This is a genomic window from Delftia sp. PX-1 (assembly GCF_055797465.1).
Genome location: NZ_CP184763.1, coordinates 4387670 through 4403036, shown reverse-complemented (window position 1 = coordinate 4403036; position 15367 = coordinate 4387670). Strand labels below are relative to the sequence as shown.

General features: G+C 66.1%; 16 protein-coding genes. 4 read left to right on the top strand and 12 right to left on the bottom strand.

What is annotated here, in order from left to right:
* Nucleotides 1-4: 4 nt before the first annotated feature.
* Nucleotides 5-1009 carry a Bug family tripartite tricarboxylate transporter substrate binding protein gene (locus tag ACN20X_RS20180; protein WP_046238354.1) on the bottom strand — a complete coding sequence of 335 codons (1005 nt, stop codon included), beginning with the start codon at nucleotides 1007-1009 and terminating at the stop codon, nucleotides 5-7.
* A gap of 77 nt (nucleotides 1010-1086) precedes the next feature.
* On the bottom strand, nucleotides 1087-1941 hold the full coding sequence (locus ACN20X_RS20175; protein ID WP_061289477.1) for an amidohydrolase family protein: 855 nt from the start codon (nucleotides 1939-1941) through the stop codon (nucleotides 1087-1089).
* Nucleotides 1942-2074: 133 nt separating this feature from the next.
* On the opposite strand from ACN20X_RS20175, the gene ACN20X_RS20170 reads away from it, so the two are divergent.
* Nucleotides 2075-2968: a LysR family transcriptional regulator gene (locus tag ACN20X_RS20170; protein WP_016446401.1), complete on the top strand. Its 894-nt coding sequence runs from the start codon at nucleotides 2075-2077 to the stop codon at nucleotides 2966-2968.
* A 43-nt stretch (nucleotides 2969-3011) separates the two neighbouring features.
* On the opposite strand, the gene ACN20X_RS20165 is transcribed toward ACN20X_RS20170, so the two are convergent.
* Both ACN20X_RS20165 and ACN20X_RS20160 read right to left on the bottom strand, forming a co-directional pair.
* Nucleotides 3012-3650 carry a LysE family translocator gene (locus ACN20X_RS20165; protein ID WP_016451462.1) on the bottom strand — a complete coding sequence of 213 codons (639 nt, stop codon included), beginning with the start codon at nucleotides 3648-3650 and terminating at the stop codon, nucleotides 3012-3014.
* Nucleotides 3647-5017 (bottom strand): MFS transporter, encoded by a 1371-nt coding sequence (locus ACN20X_RS20160; protein WP_473209809.1) that lies wholly within the window; start codon nucleotides 5015-5017, stop codon nucleotides 3647-3649. The genes ACN20X_RS20165 and ACN20X_RS20160 overlap by 4 nt, the downstream gene beginning before the upstream one ends.
* A gap of 89 nt (nucleotides 5018-5106) precedes the next feature.
* Between ACN20X_RS20160 and ACN20X_RS20155 the strand changes: the two genes are divergently transcribed.
* Nucleotides 5107-6042: a LysR substrate-binding domain-containing protein gene (locus ACN20X_RS20155; RefSeq protein ID WP_473210823.1), complete on the top strand. Its 936-nt coding sequence runs from the start codon at nucleotides 5107-5109 to the stop codon at nucleotides 6040-6042.
* Between the two features lie 2 nt (nucleotides 6043-6044).
* On the opposite strand, the gene ACN20X_RS20150 is transcribed toward ACN20X_RS20155, so the two are convergent.
* From ACN20X_RS20150 to ACN20X_RS20130, 5 genes are all read right to left on the bottom strand, one after another.
* Nucleotides 6045-6419: a c-type cytochrome gene (locus tag ACN20X_RS20150; RefSeq protein ID WP_473209808.1), complete on the bottom strand. Its 375-nt coding sequence runs from the start codon at nucleotides 6417-6419 to the stop codon at nucleotides 6045-6047.
* A 120-nt stretch (nucleotides 6420-6539) separates the two neighbouring features.
* The gene (locus ACN20X_RS20145) at nucleotides 6540-6947 is read right to left on the bottom strand and encodes a PRC-barrel domain-containing protein (RefSeq protein WP_016446396.1); all 408 of its coding nucleotides are present in this window, start codon (nucleotides 6945-6947) and stop codon (nucleotides 6540-6542) included.
* Nucleotides 6948-7124: 177 nt separating this feature from the next.
* Nucleotides 7125-8909 (bottom strand): putative bifunctional diguanylate cyclase/phosphodiesterase, encoded by a 1785-nt coding sequence (locus ACN20X_RS20140; RefSeq protein WP_473209807.1) that lies wholly within the window; start codon nucleotides 8907-8909, stop codon nucleotides 7125-7127.
* A gap of 60 nt (nucleotides 8910-8969) precedes the next feature.
* The gene (locus ACN20X_RS20135; protein ID WP_223275322.1) at nucleotides 8970-9443 is read right to left on the bottom strand and encodes a BLUF domain-containing protein; all 474 of its coding nucleotides are present in this window, start codon (nucleotides 9441-9443) and stop codon (nucleotides 8970-8972) included.
* 149 nt (nucleotides 9444-9592) lie between these two features.
* Complete coding sequence (locus ACN20X_RS20130; protein WP_126312957.1) at nucleotides 9593-10495, bottom strand: LysR family transcriptional regulator; 903 nt, start codon at nucleotides 10493-10495, stop codon at nucleotides 9593-9595.
* A 128-nt stretch (nucleotides 10496-10623) separates the two neighbouring features.
* Between ACN20X_RS20130 and ACN20X_RS20125 the strand changes: the two genes are divergently transcribed.
* A complete protein-coding gene (locus ACN20X_RS20125; protein ID WP_473209806.1) occupies nucleotides 10624-12114 on the top strand; it encodes an MFS transporter in 1491 nt (496 codons plus the stop codon).
* On the opposite strand, the gene ACN20X_RS20120 is transcribed toward ACN20X_RS20125, so the two are convergent.
* Nucleotides 12095-13477 (bottom strand): aminotransferase-like domain-containing protein, encoded by a 1383-nt coding sequence (locus tag ACN20X_RS20120; RefSeq protein WP_464186228.1) that lies wholly within the window; start codon nucleotides 13475-13477, stop codon nucleotides 12095-12097. The genes ACN20X_RS20125 and ACN20X_RS20120 overlap by 20 nt on opposite strands.
* 173 nt (nucleotides 13478-13650) lie before the next feature.
* Between ACN20X_RS20120 and ACN20X_RS20115 the strand changes: the two genes are divergently transcribed.
* Nucleotides 13651-13887, top strand: a complete 237-nt coding sequence (locus tag ACN20X_RS20115) for a hypothetical protein (protein WP_473209805.1) — start codon at nucleotides 13651-13653, stop codon at nucleotides 13885-13887.
* 19 nt (nucleotides 13888-13906) lie between these two features.
* On the opposite strand, the gene ACN20X_RS20110 is transcribed toward ACN20X_RS20115, so the two are convergent.
* Both ACN20X_RS20110 and ACN20X_RS20105 read right to left on the bottom strand, forming a co-directional pair.
* Nucleotides 13907-14707 carry an amino acid ABC transporter permease gene (locus tag ACN20X_RS20110; RefSeq protein WP_133074060.1) on the bottom strand — a complete coding sequence of 267 codons (801 nt, stop codon included), beginning with the start codon at nucleotides 14705-14707 and terminating at the stop codon, nucleotides 13907-13909.
* Nucleotides 14704-15366, bottom strand: coding sequence for an amino acid ABC transporter permease (locus ACN20X_RS20105; RefSeq protein WP_473209804.1), 663 nt, complete (start codon nucleotides 15364-15366; stop codon nucleotides 14704-14706). Before ACN20X_RS20105 ends, ACN20X_RS20110 begins: the two co-directional genes overlap by 4 nt.
* Between the last annotated feature and the right edge of the window lies 1 nt (nucleotide 15367).

Here is a 15367-nt window from a genome sequence, read left to right as displayed (position 1 = left end):
CGCTTCAGTCGGGGGTGATGCCGTTGGCGCGTACCACGCGGCTCCATTTGAGGGTGTCGGCCTGCAGCGCCCTGGCCAGCTCGGCCGGCGTGCTGCCCACGACTTCAGTGCCAGAGGCTTCCAGGCGGCTTTTGACCGAGGGCGTGTTCAGCGCCCGCTGCACGGCCTGGCTCATTTTTTCGGTCTCGGCCGCTGGCGTGCCCTTGGGGGCGAACAGGGCGTACCAGTTGTCCGAATCCACGCCGGTGATGCCGATCTCGGCAAAGGTCCTGACCTCGGGAAAGCGCGGGTGGCGCCGGCTGGCGGCAATGGCAACGGGCTTGAGCTTGCCGGCGGAGATCTGTCCGATCAGCCCGGGAATGTCGCCAAAGAAACCATCGACATGGCCCGCCACCACATCCGTGATGGCGGGCGCGGCGCCCTTGTAGGGAATGTGGGCGAGCTGGATGCCCGCATGCTCTTTGAGCAATTCCATGGCCAGGTGCGGCACGCTGCCCGTGCCGGACGAGGCCATGGTCAGCGGTGTACGGGCCTGGCGTGCGGCTGCCACGAACTGCGCGCCGTTGCCGTAGGGCGCCTTGGCGTTGACCACCAGCATCTCCACGTTGCTGACCACCAGCGACACCGGTGCGAGGTCGGTGGCCGGCTTGTAGCCGAGCTTGGGGTACAGCGCCGGGTTGATGGCCACGGCGCCCACGCTGGTCAGCCACAGCGTGCGCGTGTCCGGCTGTGCGCGCGATACGTATTCGGCCGCAATGGCGCCGTTGGCACCGGCCTTGTTCTCGACCACGACGATGCTGCCCAGCTCCTTGCCCAACTGCTCGGCCAGCGTGCGCGCCACGAAGTCCACCGGGCCGCCCGGCGGAAAGGCCACGACGATGCGCGTCATCTGCGGCTGCGCGGGCGCAAGCGCGGGCCATGCGGCGCAAACCAGGGCAGCGAGGGGCGCCAGGGCCGCCAGCGCCATGGACAGGCAGCGCCTGCGGCGGGTGGAAGGGATGCTTGTCATGGATGTCTCCTTTTATGGGTATCTGTGGGCAGGGCGACGGGCGATGAGCCACAGGCGACAGGCGCCTTGTGCGGTCCTCAGAACCGGTACAGCCGCTGCGGGTTGTCCACCAGCAGGGCCTGCCGCAGCGCTGGCGTGGGCGCGATGTCGGCCAGCGCATCGACCAGCAGGCCGTCGTCGGGCACATGCGTGTGGTTGGGGTGGGGCCAGTCCGTGCCCCACAGGCATTGCGTGGGAAAGCGCTCCACCAGCAGGCGCGCCAGCGGCTTGCCCTGGGCATAGGGCGGCTGGCTGTCGATGCGGTCCACGCCGCTGACCTTGACGTGGAACTGCGGCTGGTCGGCCAGCAGCTGCATCAGCGCCTGGAAATCTGCATGCCCTGCGCCCAGGCGCGCATCCACGCGCCCCATGTGGTCGATCACCACGGGCACGGCACTGGCCTGCAACTGCCGGCCCACCGTATGCACCAGGCTGCTTTCGAAATGCACCTGCAGATGCAGGCCGGCCGCGGCCAGGCGCGGGGTCAGCGCCAGAACGTCTTCAATGCGGGCGCCGGCCAGGTGCCGCATGAAGTTGAAGCGCACGCCCCGGAACCCCGCACCCGCCAGCCGCGCCAGCTCGCCATCGGACACATCGGCGGCCACCAGCGCCACGCCCAGGTAGTTGCCGCCACCGGCGGCAATCGCGTCCTGCACCGCACTGTTGTCCAGGCCGTGGCAGGCGGACTGCACGATCACGCAGCGCGACACGCCCAGGTGGCGGTGCAGTGCAAACAGCGTGTGCTTGCCCGCGTCCGCCGGGGTGAAGCTGCGCCCGGCCGCATAGGGAAACTGGGTGCCGGGACCGAACACATGCACATGGGTATCGCAGGCGCCCGCAGGCAGCTGCAGCGCGGGCTTGGAGGGGGACAGGGCGTAGGTGAGTTCAGGCATGGGGCTTTGCAACAAGGCAGCGACAGCGAAGGCTTGTGGCGATTGTGGGCGGGCTTGCCGCGAATGAGGCATAGACTTGGCTGATACCTGCTATCAGCCAAAAGCATGCTGAAAGCCCTTGCCAAGGAGAACCATGGACCTGACGCGCCTGAGCTATTTCGCTGCGGTGGCCGAGGCCGGCAGCTTCAGCCGCGCCGCCGCCGCCCTGCATTTGTCGCAACCGGCCCTCAGCCGACAGGTGCTGTTGCTGGAGGGGGAGCTGGGACAGCGGCTGCTGGAGCGCACCGGGCGCGGCGTGGTGCTGACCGAGCCGGGCCAGGCGCTGCTGCAGCATGCGGCCGGCATCTTTGCGCTGGCCGCGCAGGCCGAATCGGACATGCAGGACCGGCTGCGCAGTCCGCGCGGGCGCATCAGCATCGGCCTGCCGCCCTGGGTGGCGCGCTCCATCGCCGCAGACCTGGTGCAGGGCTTTTTGCAGCAGTACCCCGACGTCACCATCTCCATCGAGGAGAACCTGAGCATCAGCCTGCGCGAATGGCTGATCGCCGGGCGCGTGGACATGGCCCTGCTGTTCGATCCCCCGCACTCGCCGCAGATCACCACGGAGACCCTGCTGCGCGAGCCGCTGGTGCTGGTCAGCAGGCATGCGCTGCCCGCCAAGGTCCGCATGGCAGCGCTGTCCCAGCGCAAGCTCGTCATGGCGCGCGGCCCCAACGCGCTGCGCAAGCTGCTGGAGAGCTACACCGTGCCGCGCGGCGTGCCGCTGCACATGCTGGCCGAGGTCGACTCCGTGCACACCGTGCTCTCGCTGGTGGCCCGGGGCATGGGCGACTCCGTGCTGCCGCTGAGCGCCATCCAGGGCACGGCCTCGCCGTCGCAGCTGTCGATCGCGCAGATCATCTCGCCCGTCGTGCGCAACCGCCTGGTGCTGGCCATTCCGCGCGCACGCCCGTCCACCCGCGTCACGCGCTTTGCAGAGCAGCTGATCAAGCGGGTGGTGAGCGAGCGGCTGGGCTTGCCGGGTTGATCCGACAGCTGTTGAACGGCCAGTGCGAAGCCCTGGCCCGCACTCAGCCCAGCTTGTGCCGCGTCCTGAGCAATCCCAGGCCCAGCGCGATGAAGGTGCCGCCCACGATGCGGTTGAACAGCCTGGCGTGCGCCAGCACGTGGCCCTTGATCATGGAGATCAGCAGCACATAGCAGGCGTGCGAGATCAGGGCGCAGACCGCGAACGTGGTGGTCAGCACCAGGTACTGCGTGAGCAGTGGCTCGCCCGGGATGACGAATTGCGGGAACAGCGCGGAGAAGAACAGGATGGCCTTGGGATTGGTCAGCGACACGCCCAGGCCCTGCGCCACCAACTGCCAGTTCCCGCGTTCACGCCGGTGGGCAGGCGCCAGGCCGGCGTCGCTGCCCAGCAGCGCGTCCTTGCTGCGCCAGCGCTTGACGCCCAGCCAGATCAGGTACATGGCGCCTGCCACCTTCATGACCAGAAATGCGTGGGCCGACATGCTGAGAATGGTGCCCATGCCGATCATGGCCAGCCCGGAGACCACGAAGATGCCCACCGAGCTGCCCAGCGAACTCAGGGCCGTTCGCCTGGCGCCCACGTCCACCGAGTTGGAGATGGCCAGCAGCACTGCCGGGCCGGGAGTGAAGCACATCAGCAGCGAGACGCCGCAGAAAACAAGCCAGTGGGCGATGGTCATGGTCGGTGCGAGGAGGCCGTGGGAAGACAGCCGGTATTCTCGTTCAATAACGCCCCCTGCGTGGCCCCGGGGTTGCCGGCCACCCCGGCCCGTGCAAACAGATGCATGGCCCAGCCCGCGCAGGCCGCCGCGCAGGCCCAGACCAGCCCCCAGCCCTGGGCCGACAGCAAGTGCGGAATGGCCAGCGGCACCAGGAAGCACACCGCGAACACCGAGGTATTGGCCATGCCCAGCGCCGTGCCCGCGCGGGCCGCGCCGGCCAGCCCGGCCAGCTGCGTGTAGGCAACGCCGTGCCAGGCGGACACGCAGATACCGCACACGCCCAGCATCACCATCAGCACCAGGCCCATGGCGGGCGACACTGCCGATGCGCCCGGATGGCTGCTCCAGCTCAGGGCCGCCATGCCTGCGAACAACGCCAGGGTGAGCTGGCAGCAGGCCCGCAGAAAGGCCGGGCGGTTCTGGCGCCTGTCGGTCCAGCGGCCGCTGCAGATGCGCAGGGCTATGGAGGCGAGCTGCACGGCCGACATGACAGCCGCCGCCACGCCCAGCCCCAGGTGGGCATGGTCATGCAGAAACACCGTTCCGAACGAGAGCACGGCGAACTGCGGGGCGCACAGGATGCCGATGCCGGCGGCCATGCGCCAGGCTTGCCGATCGCGCAGGGGTCCTGGCGCGGATGGCCCGGCCCGGCCTGGCGCAGCGGCCTTGCCTGAGGCCGGTGCATGCGATGGCTCCTGAATCCACAGCGCTGCAAACACCGCCGCCGCCAGGCACAGCGCCGCCAGCACGCCATAGACGGCGGCAAAGCCTGCATGCGTGGCCAGGCCGGTCAGCAAGGGGGCGCCAATGGCGCCGCCCAAGGGCACCGCGGTCTGGCGGATGCTCATGGCCAGGCCGCGCTCGCCTTCGGCAAACCAGCCCATGACGGCCCGGCCACTGGCGCCGTTGACGCTGCCGCCCAGCAGCCCCACCAGCACCAGCCCGCCGGCCAGCAGGCCGAACGAAGGGTTATGGTCCGGCGATGGCGAGGCCCAGAGCGCCATCGCCGCCAGGGCCAAGGCCGTGCCGCACAGGCCCAGCAGCAGCACTGGCCGGTCGCCCCAGCGGTCCGTCAGCAGGCCCCAGGGCAGTTCGCTGAGCGCAATGCCCAGGCCCATCAGCCCCAGCGCCAGGCCCAGCGTCTGCGTGTCCAGCTGGTAGCCCGAACGCATGAGGATGGCCGTCATGGGGATGCCGCTGAAAGCCACGGAAAACGCGGCGTTGGCGATGACGCCAGCGGCCAGCACCTTCCATCGGTGGCGGGGCGGGTGGGGGGAAGCCAAGGGGCTGGGATTGGCGCTGCGGCCGGCGGAAGAAGAGGTCATGGCCGGCAGTATGGTCAGTCCCAACCATCCTGAAAATCACATAATTTCGTATCTACAATCCAGTTTTTCAGCACGATGAAGGCTTGGCAATGACACGTGTGCTCTATGACCTGGATGTGCTGCGCACGTTTTGCACCGGCGTCGAACTGGGCAGTTTTGCCCGCGCCGCGGACAAGCTCGGCCGCTCCACCTCGGCCGTCAGCGCCCAGCTCAAGAAGCTGGAATCCCAATGCGGCACGCCCTTGCTGCGCAAGTCCGGCCGGGGGCTGGTGCTGACGGAGGCCGGAGAAACCCTGCGCGGCTACGCGCTGCGCCTGCTCGAACTCAACGACCGCGCCGTGGCGGCCGTGCGCGGCAGCGAACTGCGCGGCCTGGTGCGCCTGGGCCTGCAGGAAGACCTGGGCGAAAGCGTGCTGCCCCATGTGCTGGGGCAGTTCGCGCGCGCCCATCCCCATGTGCGCATCGAAGCCAGCGTGGCCCGCAGCGATGAACTGCGCGAGCGCATCGCCCTCGGGCAATTCGACCTGGCCCTGCTATGGGATGCGGGCGTGAACCACGCGTGCGTGCATGGGGAGCACATCATGCGGCTGCCGCTCCAGTGGATTGGCCCGGCATCCATGGACGCGGCCGACGCCGGCTGGGCACGCTGGCGCAGTGGTGCAGCGCAGGACGACGACGTGCTGCCCCTGGCCATGCTCGATGCGCCTTGCCCCTTGCGGGACATCGTGACGGCTGCGCTGGACAAGAAGGGCATAGCCTGGCGCCATGCCTTCAACAGTGCCAGCCTGTCCGCCGTCTGGGCCGCCACGGCTGCAGGCCTGGGCCTGTCCGTGCGCACGCCGTTCGGCCTGCCCGCGCACGTCAAGCCGCTGGATGCGCAGGCCCTGGGCCTGCCGGCCCTGCCGTCCATGGATCTGATCCTGGGCCGTGCCACGCTCGATGCGCCAGCGCCCGTGGACCGGCTGGCCAGCATCCTGGTCGATGCGGTGCGCGAGCATATGCGCGCGCAGAAACTCGATATATAGGGCTACTTCTTCGCAACCAGGCCACTGAAGTATTCATTGAGGTCGCGGAAATCCTTCACGGTCCAGGCATGGGGCGGCACCTTCACCCCGTTTTCCCGCAAGGTCCTGGGAATCAGGTCGCTATTGGGGCGAAGAATGACGGACGAGACGATCACGCCCGGATAGTCATGGAGCCTTTTTCTGAACGCGGCGGTCGCCAGGTCGGGGGTGGGTGGATTGCTCTTGTTGGCCAGCGGGCCCGTACCCTTGGCGTCTGCCCCGTGGCACATGGCGCATCTGGACAGGTAGAGCTGCTTTCCATTGCTGTTGTCTGCAAGGCAGGGCAATGCCTGAATGCACAGCGATATTCCCAAGGATACGGCGACGATTGTTTTCATTGACTCGCGGATATTTTTTGGTATGAATCTGATCCGCCGCGATCATATGGTCCTGCACGGCCGCCCACGAAAAAGCCCTGCAACGCAGGGCTTGTCAAAGAAGCAGTGCGCGCGCCTGGCTTACTTCTTGGCGTACTCGAATTTGGGCAGCGCCTTCAGCGCGTCCTTGGTGGCGCCGGGCAGCGTGATCTTGTTGTTTTCCACGCGGAACTGGTTCACCGGAATGGCCACGTCATGCTTGCCCATGCCCAGGAAGCCGCCGGCGCCGACGATGGCGTAGGAGACCGCCTTGTCGGGTGCGACGATCACGTCGTCGATCTTGCCCACGGCCTTGCCTTCCTCGTTGTAGACGCTCTTGCCCAGCACGGACTTCTTCAGGCTCCAGCCCGTGGCCACGGCCTGGACTTCGGTGGCCGCCACGCCCAAGGTGGTGGTGCCCGCCACGGGCTGTGCCCAGCTGGTCGAGGCCGTGGCTGCGATCAGCGCGGTTGCGATCAAACCCATCTTCAGCGTCTTGAGACCTGTCATAGAGAACTCCTGGAAAACAAAATTTGAAGCCCTCATTAGGAGCGCAGCCCGGCAGCGGCGAGATCGGAAAACCAAGCAAAGCCATGTCAGCCGATCCAGCGCCACGGTGAGGAGACTGCCTACAGTCGTCCCGCCAATTGCCTGCGCCTGCGCCCGGCATGCCATGGCCAAGGCCCTTCATTTCCCCTGTGCGTATCGATTGCGCTCTTCGACGAATTTCCTGATTTCCGATGCCTCCATGGGCCTGCTGAAATAGTAGCCCTGTATCTCATCGAACCCCAGCGAAACCAGCAGATCGAAGACTTCGGCGCTGTCAACGCCTTCTGCCACAAGGCGGTAGCCAAGGTCCGAGGCCATGGTCATGATGGATTTGAGCACGGCCAGCGCCCGCTCATTGGTATCGACGTCGCAGACCATGGAGCGGTCTATCTTCAATATCTCGGCAGGCAGATTCTTGAGTGACGCAAGATTGGAGTAGGCGGCACCAAAATCATCCAGTGCGACCTGGATTCCGAGTTTTCTGATGTGCTGAAGCGCCTGGACCGTGCCATGGCCTGTCAGCACATCGCTTTCGGTGCACTCGATCACGATATTTTCCAGGGCAACGCCATATTGACTGCACATGGCGTTGAGGTAGTCCGGAAAATCGACCTCGTCCAGATTGCGCGGCGAGACATTGATGGAGACCTGGAGGTCGAGACTTTCCGCTTTCCAGGCCGCAACCTGCGCCAGCGCCGTTTTGATCACGAACCGCGTCAGGCCATGGATCAACGGCGTGGCTTCCACCAGGGGGATGAATTCGCTGGGCGGGATTTCCCCCATTTCCGGGTGCTTCCAGCGGATGAGCGCCTCCAGCCCCTTGCAGCTGAAACTGCGGTTGTCGAATTTGGGCTGGTACACCAGCCGCAGCTGCCCCTTGTCCAGCGCATGCCCAAAGTCCCGCAATAGCCGATAGGATCTTCGCTGGCGGCTGTCCTCGTTCTCCTCATAGCGGTGAAGTGACCGATGGTCGTGGCCAGCCTGCTGCACGGACACCATGGCCTTGCGAATGACATCATCGACCTCGGCCTGGACTAGGCGGAACCGCACCACGCCTGCCCGGGGCTGAAGTTCGAACCGGAGATCGGCACTGGTGATGGGCTTTTGCAGGTGTTTCAGCAATTGCCTGACCAGGGCCTCTTCATCTTCTTGCCTGCCTGCGCTGATGATCCATGCAAACCTGGCCAGGCCCACGTGGTACACGGTTGCGTGCGGTCCCGTCATGTCCGTGACGGCCTTCGCAATGTCACGCAGGAGCTGCTCGACATAATTCAAGCCCAGCGCATTGCTCATTTCCAGCAGGCTGCAATGGTTGATCGCTTCCATCAATACCAGGCTGCGTGCCTCCTGCGGGGCCACAATGCAAAGGCTGTTCAGGTCGCACTGGAGCTGCGAGCGATTGTGCAAGCCCGTGACCTCGTCCACTTTTCCAATGCTGTGATGGTATTGGATCTGAGCCTGCACTATCGCAGCCATGGCGGCCAGTTGCCGGCCTTGCTCTTCAGAGAAGGTTCTGGGTCGGGTATCGATGATGCACAGGCTGCCGATGGCATGGCCGGATTTCATGATCAGGGGAACGCCGGCATAGAACCTGATGTTCGGTTGGCCGGTTACCAGCGCATTGCCTGAGAACCTGCGGTCAAGGTGCGTGTCAGGAATCACCATGATTCCTTCGTTTCTGATGGTGTGGTCGCAGAAGGCGTCCGTGCGCAGGCTGCCGTCCATGTCCACACCTACGGGCGCCTTGAACCATTGCCTGTGCTCGTCCAGAACCGTGATGATGGCAATCGGCACCATGAACATCTGGCTGGTCAGCTGGGTGATGCGCTGAAATTCCCGTCTGGCGGTCATGTCCAGGATTTCAGCGGTCTGAAGTCCGAGCAGTTGCTCTTTCTCGGATTCGGTAGTCCAACGGGTGAGCATCGATTTCCTGCCTCAGTGAACCCACATCATGAAAATCCCGCTCCGCTTTGGCCCAAGGAATTACTGAACATCCAGCAGCGGCAACAGCTCCTGCAATTTGGCGAGCGCACCAGGGCCTTCAAGCTTGGAAATCGTGCCCAGATGTTCTGTATCTTCCACAATCACATAGGCCATGGACCACTTGGCGAAACGCCTTTGATCAATGCGCGTTTGCGGGAACATCGGCGTGAAGTTGATATGTCTTTCGTCGCGCGAGATGGACTCCACCAGCAAACCCAATTGCCGTGCCGGCCCTTCGACATACTGAAAGAAACGTTCCCCGTCGAAAACCAGCATGCCCGTGATCCCGGCCGACCCGTTGAACGAGCGTGCGGTCTTGATGATGCCCGCGATGCAGGTGGTGTCGGCCCCTGGTGCCAACTGACTGTGATAGAGGAAGCACTCCAGAGAACTCTCCTGCATAACCTCGCGCCTTTCTGTGTTGTAGGCCGGCGATGGTATGGCCTGCGCGGGACGGTCCACGTAGGTGTGCAACCCGTTGTTGCATATGTAACCATCCCGGCCTCCAGCGCCTGCTGCATCTGGCGCTGGTCAGCCTTGGTCTGCTGATGGGCTGGCCCATCTGCATGGGTATCTGCATGGGTGCATGGGAGCGGCGATGGCAGCCCGCTGGCTGCGGGCGCTCATGGCGAATCAGCCTTTGCGCAAATCTCCCGTACGCACCCGCGCAGCCAGCGGTGCGCAGCATCGGCATGCAGCCTGGGATGCCAGAGCAATGAAACCGTGATCTGCGGCATGGAGACCGGAAGGGGGAAGCTGTGCATTTGCGCGCGCAGGTTGCCGGTGTGCCGTTCGGGAACGCTGGCGATCAGGTCGCTGGCGCGGGCCAGGGCCAGCGCGCTGGAAAAGCCGCCGACGGTCGCAACGATCTGCCGCTGCAGGCCGAGCGCATTCAAGGCTTCATCAATGGGCCCCTTTTCCTGCCCCCGCCGGGACACCAGGATATGCCTGCCGCTCGCATAGCGCGCGGGTGTGATCTCGCCCTGGCTCAGCGGATGGCCCTGGCGCACGACGCCGATGAAACGGTCTCGGAACAGCGCCTGCGCGCGCACCTCCGGACCTATCGTGCTTGCGACAACGCCGGTCTCCAGGTCGACCGTCCCGTCGCGAAGCGGGCCGCTGTCCTTGTTGGTCTTTTGCACGAAGCAAAGCCGTACGCCGGGCGCTTGCTGGCCCACGCGGGCAATGAGGTCCGGTCCGAAATTCTCCACGAAGCCTTCGCTGGTGCGCAGCGTGAACGTGCGCACCAGTTGTCCGAGGTCGGGCTGCCCGGCAGGGCGCAGAACAGCTTCCGTGTCCTGCACCAGCTGGCTGACCCGCTCGCGCAGCTCAAGCGCTCGCGGTGTGGGAACGAGACCCCGCCCGGCCCTGACCAGCAGCGGATCGCCGGTGGTCTCACGCAGCCGCGCCAGCGCCCGGCTCATTGCCGACGGGCTCAGCCGCAACCGCTGGGCCGCGCGCGCAACGTTTCCCTCCGCAAGGAGCACATCCAGGGTGACAAGCAGGTTGAGATCGGGCTTCGGCATGGATTGACCGTAGCACAGCGGGTAGCGACATGGCGTCAAACGCATGAATAAAGTGAGAGCAGTGCGCCTTCCGCCATGCCAGGCGCGGCACTAGGCTCCTGAGAACTTGAATATGGGAGTCGCCAAAGATGAAGTCCACGTCGAAACCGATCGGTGCCGGAACAGGTGGGGCAGGGGCCGGCAGTGCGCAACAGGGGCCGCCGGTCCGGTGGGTGCTGGCCAGCCTTTCGCTGTCCATGCTGCTGTCCTCGCTGGGCACCAGCATCGCCAACGTGGGATTGCCCACCTTCGCGCAGGCGTTCAACGCGTCCTTCCAGCAGGTCCAGTGGATCGTCCTGGCCTATCTGCTGGCCATCACCGCCCTGACCGTCAGCGCCGGCCGGCTTGGCGATGTCCTGGGCCGCCGACGGCTGCTGCTGGCCGGCATCGTCCTGTTCACGCTGGCCTCGGTCCTTTGCGGCCTGGCTCCCAATCTCTGGCTGCTGATTGCCGCCCGGGCGGTGCAGGGCCTGGGCGCGGCCATCATGATGGCCCTCTCCATGGCGCTGGTCGCCGAGACGGTTCCGAAGGCGAGGACCGGTAGCGCGATGGGCCTGCTCGGAACGATGTCCGCGATGGGCACCACCCTCGGTCCAGCACTCGGCGGATATCTGATCGCCGGACCCGGCTGGCGGGCCATCTTCCTCATCAACCTGCCGCTGGGCGTCCTGACATTCCTTCTCGCGCATCGATACCTGCCCGTGCATCGCCAAGGGGCGCAGGCGGATCGGGCGCGCTTCGACCACCTGGGCACCTTGCTGCTCGCTCTGACGCTTGTGGCCTATGCACTCGCCATGACGCTGGGGCGCGCAAGCTTCGGTTCGCTCAACGGGGCTTTGCTGTCGGCCGCGGCCTTCGGCGTCGTGCTCTTCGCGAGGGCCCAGGCGGCAGCCGCATCGCCATTGATCCGATTGGAGCGGTTCCGCGATCCGGGCTTCAGCGCGAGCCTGGCCATGAATGCGCTCGTCTCGACGGTGATGATGGCGACGCTGGTGGTCGGGCCGTTCTATCTGTCTCGCGGGCTCGGGCTTGACGAAACCACGGTAGGGCTCGTGATGTCGGTGGGCCCATTCATCGCCATCCTGAGCGGTGTCCCGGCCGGCCGTGTCGTCGATCGCCTGGGCGCTGCCCCCATGGTCATCGCCGGACTCATCGCCATGGCGGCGGGCGCATTCGCCCTGTCCGTGCTTGCGGCGATGTTCGGTGTTGCGGGCTACGTTGCCGCCATCGCCGTCCTGACCCCTGGCTACCAGCTGTTCCAGGCCGCCAACAACACGGCCGTCATGGCCGATGTCGCTGCGGACCAGCGTGGCGTGATGTCGGGCATGCTCGGGCTGTCGCGCAACCTCGGGCTCGTCACCGGGGCATCCGTGATGGGGATGGTGTTCGCGTTCGCGTCAGGGACGGCCGACATCGCCGCGGCGCATCCCGGGGCCATTGCCCACGCGATGCGGATCACGTTCGCAGTCGCGGCAGTGCTGGTCGTGGCTGCGCTCGCGATTGCGATTGCGGCTGCGATTGCGGCTGCGGCCGCAAGCCGCGCTCCCGCGACCGGCGCGGCTACACCACGGCAGCGCTGAACGACTCCGGCAGCCGTGCAAGCAGATGGGACAGCCGTTGAAGACCGGCGTGCAGGCGTCCACGGTCCTTGATGCTGCCCAGGGAGATGCGGATGGCATTCACGGATTCGCTGCCGGTGGCGAATGCCTGCGCGGGCGTGACGGCGATGCCCTCGCTGTCGGCGGCACGTGCCAGCTGGGCGCTAGTCCAGTACCCCGGCAGCTCCAGCCATACATGCAGGCCGTCTCCGGCGCCGCTGTACCGCCCCGCCAGGATGTCCCTGGCCATCCGGTGGCGCAGGCGCGCCTCCTTGCGCACGCCGTCCATCAATTGCCTGGCCGAACCATCGAGGATCCACTGCGTGGCCAGCGCGGCCGTCACGGGGGTGGCCATCAGCGCAAAGGACCTGAGCGCCACCAGGAAGCGCTGGCGTTCATGCGGGTCGCGCATGAGCACGAAGGCCACGCGCAGGCCGGGCGTCAGGCATTTGGACAGGGTCGAGATGTAGTACACCTGCTGCGGGGCGAATGCGGCAATGGGCGGCGGCGGGGCGTCGGCCAGCAGCCAGTAGGGGTCGTCCTCGACGATGCGCACCTGGCAGCGCCTGGCCACGCTGGCCAGCTGCTTGCGCCGGTCTTCCGACATGGTGATTGCGGTGGGGTTCTGCAATGTCGGATTGAGATAGACCAGCGCCGGCCTGTGCTCGCGGCAGGCCTGCTCCAGCATCTCCGGCACCATCCCCTGCCTGTCCGCCTGCACCGCCAGGATGCGCCGGCCGAACTGGGCCGCTGCGGCACGCAGGCCGGGATAGCTGGCGGGCTCCGCCAGGATCACGTCGCCCGGCGCGGTCAGCGCAAGAATCAGGGCGGCGATCGCCGCCTGCGCCCCGGGGCAGACAACGATCTGCCGGTCATCCAGACTTCCAAACATCGGCTCCAGCCATTGGGCTGCGGCCTTGCGGTCGGAATCGCTGCCCCCGCCCAGGTGGTAGGTCATCAGCAGCTGGGCATCGGCCCTCATCAATACCTGCGACAAGCCCTGTTTGAGCATGTCGTCGAAGTCCACGCCCTCGGGCGGCGGCGGGGTGTTCATGCTCAGGTCGAGCACCGAGCTCCATTCGACCTTCGGCGCCGCGACATAGGTGCCTCGCGCGCCGCGTCCCTCCAGCAGGTGGCGCCGCCGGGCCTCGTCGTAGGCGCGGGTGATGGTCGTCAGGTCCACATCCAGCTGCGCTGCCAGCAGGCGCTGCGGAGGCAGGCGGTCACCCGGTTTCAGCGATCCGTCCGCCACCGCTGCCTGCAAGGCATCCGCAATCTGCAGAAAACGGGGGCCGCGCTGCACGGCCAGGCGCGGCAGCCAGCTTGGCAAAGAGTCATCTTGCATGGTTTTCAGCAGCGATGTTTGGGTCCATGTATGGAAATTGCTTTTGGGTAGTATGCGCCACAAGGTGTGGCAGCACCGTGCTTGCATGGCCGTCGCTGACGCTCTGCCTCTCATGTCCGGGAGGGGGCTCCCCACCGTGGACAGTGCCAAGTCATTGGCTGGAAGTTCTCAAAATGATCGATTGGATCCCCGTAGTCTTCGTCACGTTCAAGGCACTCGTGTTCGGCACGGCCATGTTCTTCGCCATCAAGTGGCATTACGACCAAGGCAAGAAGAAGGGGGCGGACAGGCGCGAGCTGCTCATTGCGGGCGGCAAGATCGCTGCCGTCTTCACGCTGCTGCTGCTGTGCGTGCTGGCCTTCACCTTCGGCCTTGCCAGGATACTCGGCATGGATCTGAGCCTTCCCTGAGGGCAGGCACTGGCGGGCCTCAGTGCACGGGCCGGTTCAGCCGCCTGCTCGCCCTGGATATCGCGTAGTTCACAAGGCAGTAGAGCACCGCCACCACCAGGTACACGGGCACCAGCGCGTGGTAGTTGGCAATGAGCACCTTGGCGTTCTGCATGAGCTCGCCGTAGGTGACGATGTAGCCGAAGGTGGTGTCCTTGACCACGATGACCAGTTGCGCGACCAGCGCCGGCACGATGAAGCGCACCGCCTGGGGGAAGACGACGAACCGGAAGACCTGTACCTCGGTCAGTCCCAGGCTTCGCGCGGCATCGGTCTGGCCGCGTGGCACGGCAAGCACGCCCGCGCGGTAGACCTCGGCCACCACGGCGGCGGTGCTCAGGCCTATGGGCAGGGTCAGCATCCAGTAGGTGCTCAGCTTGATGCCGGCGGCGGGCAGCACCAGAAAGCACACATAGATCAGCAGCAGCGTGGGCGTGCCGCGCAGGAATTCGATGACGGCGACGCTGGGCCAGCGCACGATGCGGGGCCGCGCCAGGCGCCCCGCCAGCAGCACCAGCCCCAGGGCCAGCGCAATCACGGCGGCCATGGCCGACGATGCCAGCGTGCCGAGCAGGCCCTTGGCCAGAAAGGCCCAGGTGGTGGGCCAGGCGAAGAATTCCCAGAACCGGGCCTCGAGCTGGCCTGCCGAATGAAAGCGCAGCGCGATGCCCGCGGCCAGCGCCAGCAGCAGGGCCGCCGCGATCAGGCTGGCCACCTGCGTGACCCGCCGGGCCTGCGGGCTGGGTGCGCCAAACAGAATGTCTTCCAGAGAACGGCTCATCGCAGTATCCGCAGCTTCTTTTCCAGGATGGCGCCCGCCCAGGCGATCAGCAATCCGGTGGCCACGTACATCGCGGCGGCCACGGCGAAGGCGGCCATGCCGGCAGCGGAGTCGTTGGCGATCTTGGACACGAGCGAGGTGAGTTCCCGGCCCGCCAGCGGCACCTGGGATGCCAGCGAGGTGGACAGCATCAGCGCAATGAGCAGCGACGTCATCGGCTGCACCACCGAGCGCAGCGCCTGCGGCAAGACCACCGAGGTGATGATTTGCAGGGGCCGCATGCCCAGGCTCAGTGCCGCCTCGATCTGGCTGCCGGCGATGGTGTTGATGCCCGCGCGCAGATAGTCCGCCGTGAACGCGGAACACACCAGCGCCAGGGCCAGGACCACGCTGGGCTCATAGTCGATCACGACGTTGAGATCGGGCAGCGCGAACACGATGAAGATCAGCAGCGCCACGCTGGGGATGTTGCGGAAGATCTCGACGTAGGCGGTCAGCACGAAGCGCAGCGGCGGCAGCGGAAGCAACCTGAGCACCGTGACGACCACGCCCAGCAGGAAGCCGGGCAGGAACGAGAACGCGGTGAGCTTCCAGGTCAGCAAGAGGGCCTGCCAGAAGGCAGGCCCGTGGTCGGCGAGGAGTCTGGAGACGTCACCCATC

Bases quoted from the DNA above. Each gene is read 5' to 3' on its own strand.
- ACN20X_RS20180 (WP_046238354.1), bottom strand. From the start codon at position 1,009: ATGACAAGCATCCCTTCCACCCGCCGCAGGCGCTGCCTGTCCATGGCG.
- ACN20X_RS20175 (WP_061289477.1), bottom strand. From the start codon at position 1,941: ATGCCTGAACTCACCTACGCCCTGTCCCCCTCCAAGCCCGCGCTGCAG.
- ACN20X_RS20170 (WP_016446401.1), top strand. From the start codon at position 2,075: ATGGACCTGACGCGCCTGAGCTATTTCGCTGCGGTGGCCGAGGCCGGC.
- ACN20X_RS20165 (WP_016451462.1), bottom strand. From the start codon at position 3,650: ATGACCATCGCCCACTGGCTTGTTTTCTGCGGCGTCTCGCTGCTGATG.
- ACN20X_RS20160 (WP_473209809.1), bottom strand. From the start codon at position 5,017: ATGACCTCTTCTTCCGCCGGCCGCAGCGCCAATCCCAGCCCCTTGGCT.
- ACN20X_RS20155 (WP_473210823.1), top strand. From the start codon at position 5,107: ATGACACGTGTGCTCTATGACCTGGATGTGCTGCGCACGTTTTGCACC.
- ACN20X_RS20150 (WP_473209808.1), bottom strand. From the start codon at position 6,419: ATGAAAACAATCGTCGCCGTATCCTTGGGAATATCGCTGTGCATTCAG.
- ACN20X_RS20145 (WP_016446396.1), bottom strand. From the start codon at position 6,947: ATGACAGGTCTCAAGACGCTGAAGATGGGTTTGATCGCAACCGCGCTG.
- ACN20X_RS20140 (WP_473209807.1), bottom strand. From the start codon at position 8,909: ATGCTCACCCGTTGGACTACCGAATCCGAGAAAGAGCAACTGCTCGGA.
- ACN20X_RS20130 (WP_126312957.1), bottom strand. From the start codon at position 10,495: ATGCCGAAGCCCGATCTCAACCTGCTTGTCACCCTGGATGTGCTCCTT.
- ACN20X_RS20125 (WP_473209806.1), top strand. From the start codon at position 10,624: ATGAAGTCCACGTCGAAACCGATCGGTGCCGGAACAGGTGGGGCAGGG.
- ACN20X_RS20120 (WP_464186228.1), bottom strand. From the start codon at position 13,477: ATGCAAGATGACTCTTTGCCAAGCTGGCTGCCGCGCCTGGCCGTGCAG.
- ACN20X_RS20115 (WP_473209805.1), top strand. From the start codon at position 13,651: ATGATCGATTGGATCCCCGTAGTCTTCGTCACGTTCAAGGCACTCGTG.
- ACN20X_RS20110 (WP_133074060.1), bottom strand. From the start codon at position 14,707: ATGAGCCGTTCTCTGGAAGACATTCTGTTTGGCGCACCCAGCCCGCAG.
- ACN20X_RS20105 (WP_473209804.1), bottom strand. From the start codon at position 15,366: ATGGGTGACGTCTCCAGACTCCTCGCCGACCACGGGCCTGCCTTCTGG.